General features: G+C 56.1%; 2 protein-coding genes. Both read right to left on the bottom strand.

The features are described 5' to 3' along the window. Positions 1-688, bottom strand: a 688-nt coding sequence (locus ABJK56_RS19195) for a SpoIID/LytB domain-containing protein (protein WP_347246301.1), incomplete at its 3' end; no start/stop codon positions are given. 9 nt (positions 689-697) lie between these two features. Beyond that, complete coding sequence (locus tag ABJK56_RS19190; RefSeq protein WP_347246300.1) at positions 698-2,053, bottom strand: hypothetical protein; 1,356 nt, start codon at positions 2,051-2,053, stop codon at positions 698-700. Positions 2,054-2,264: the final 211 nt, after the last annotated feature.

Raw genomic sequence — 2,264 nt, 5'->3', positions numbered from 1 at the left:
GAACGATGTCCAGATGGGAACTGATGGGATCATCCACGGCGATCAGATAGGGTTGTCCACCACTGATCGTGCGGTTGCGGATGTCGGCGAAATACTCGGTGAAAGCGGGCAGGTCGTCATTGGGGTAGGTGCCATAGGCGATGTAGTGGCGAGGAGCTACGGCTCCGCAGACGAGGCGCTGATTGGTGTTCAGGTTGCTGCTGGCGCAAGGATTGCTGGGGTTGTCCGGGAAGGTGGTCGGATTGAGGGCTTCAAAGGCGTAAGGGACAAAGACCTGAAACTGAGTAGAGTTATTGATCGTGCTTCCCTGGCGGATATGCCAGTAGGCATAGGAACGAGCAGCGATAGCCTGCGCTTGGATGGCGGTGGGATGAAAAGCCTCTACGCTGACTTCCTTGGGTACTACGTCCAGGAGGTAGTCGGTCTCGATGGGAATGGTGACAGGATTGGTAGAATAAGGATAGGCATAATTGGGAATAGCAGTACAGCCGTAGTATGTATCATTGGATGAACAGAGATGATAGGCTCCGGTAGCAGGATTTACCCAGAGAGCGCCGCTTGACTCTAAGCGATACACACGTAGGATGATATTTGAGGGAGGACTGAAGGAGGCAAACGCGCTTCCAGAGCTGATCACTCCCCAGAACAGTAAAGTCAGCGGTAGAAGTCTAAGGCGAATGTGTGGCATAAATCCTCCTTATGGCCATGTTACTTCTACCAGGCACAATGGGCCATATAGACAGGTCACGGCAAGGGATTTGCCATTGGGAGACCAGGCCAAGTTCCACCCGGTATCACCGGCTGGGAATACTATATGCGGTAGCAGGTGTTTGTTCTGCCCAGTTGCGCCCTCAACGAGATAAAGACCCTCCCATGTTGCCCCATCACGATATTCTACAGTAGCCAATATAGCCAAAACCTGACTATTTGGCGCCCAAGCCATATCCGTCACATAATGCCGACCGGGTTCGATGTCCGGCCCTGGTGACAGCGTGCGGCGCTCTCCCGTTTCCATGTCAAGAATGGAGAGATCGGTGCGCCGAAGGGGCAGGTTCAGACTGTCGGTCGTAATAAAAGCTAAATAGCGTCCATCCGGACTCCACTGCGCCTCCAGGGGCCAGGGCGGAATGTCCATCGCTTCAGGGTTATACGTGCCGAGATTGAGTTCGCACACCTGACCAGTCTTAACGTCCACCAAGAACGTCCAGAATTGGGAATAGAGCACCATCTGAGAGCCATCGGGACGCCAAGCCATCTTGAAATCGGGCGACCGATCCCGCATGGCCCACTCCAACCCCGGTTTCAAATATCGCAGCGGGGCCAGGTCCAATAGCGCCGCTTGGATGGCTCTAGTTTCCCCATCGAATATCTGCGGGCGGTCAGGCTCCGAGCGGGAAAAGTACCACAGGCGCTTTCCATCGGGTTCAACCGCCAGTGAGAACCCCCATACGTCTGACGTCAGGCGCTCCGCCTGCTGGGGGTTGCCATAGCTGATCCACAATTCTGGACGATAGCTTATCGGTTGTCCCTCTCCCTTTTCCGCCACCAGCGTCAGGTAGGCTACAGCATTCAAGGCCGGCAACCAGACCGGTTTGCCGCTGTTTCCTTCCCGCTCGGCGTAGGTGCGCAACTCACCAGTTTGAGGATCGAAAACATCAATGCTGTTGTGGTTTGTGCCTGGGAGATCACGCGTGATCAGCAATTGTTGGCCATCGGGCAACCATCCGGCGATACCGATGGCTGCCGGATGGGTCAGCACGATCTTGGGTTCGGAAAACTGATAAGGCTCGAGAGGTGGTCCGAGTTCGGCAGGCGCGGGGTGCCCCACAAACCTACAAGGTGGTACCGGTACAGCCGGTAGGCTGGGAGGAGCGGGTGTTGCCGGGGGTGGATACGGTGGCAATGTCGGTGTCTCGATAGGCGATTGGAAGCTTTGAGACGCCGGCTCCGCTGCTCTTCGCAGCCCACCAAAGCTTAGGGCCAGAACAACCGCCAAGCCTACGAGCACCAGCAGGCCCAACAAACTTCCTACGATGCTTAACATGCGTTTCATTTTGCACTTCCACTTTACTTGTACATGCGCCCTGGTATACAAGCTCGGTCAGGGATGCGGCGGCCTAACATCTCGCGGAGCCGCCTCTCTACCTGATCTTCCGGCACCTCCAGCGCCCCCAGCAGATCGCGGGGTAACTTCAGGTGGACGTTCAGTCCCTTACCCGATCAGCCTCATCACCGCCGCATTGAACAGTTGGATCAGCCACGAC

The organism is Thermogutta sp. (assembly GCF_039793925.1).
Taxonomy (GTDB): Bacteria; Planctomycetota; Planctomycetia; order Pirellulales; family Thermoguttaceae; genus Thermogutta.
The sequence above is the reverse complement of the archived record's forward strand: the minus strand, read 5'-3'. Positions and strand labels throughout refer to the sequence as shown.

What these genes read in the sequence shown, in the direction of transcription:
- ABJK56_RS19190 (WP_347246300.1), bottom strand. Translation starts at nt 2,053, where the DNA reads ATGAAACGCATGTTAAGCATCGTAGGAAGTTTGTTGGGCCTGCTGGTG.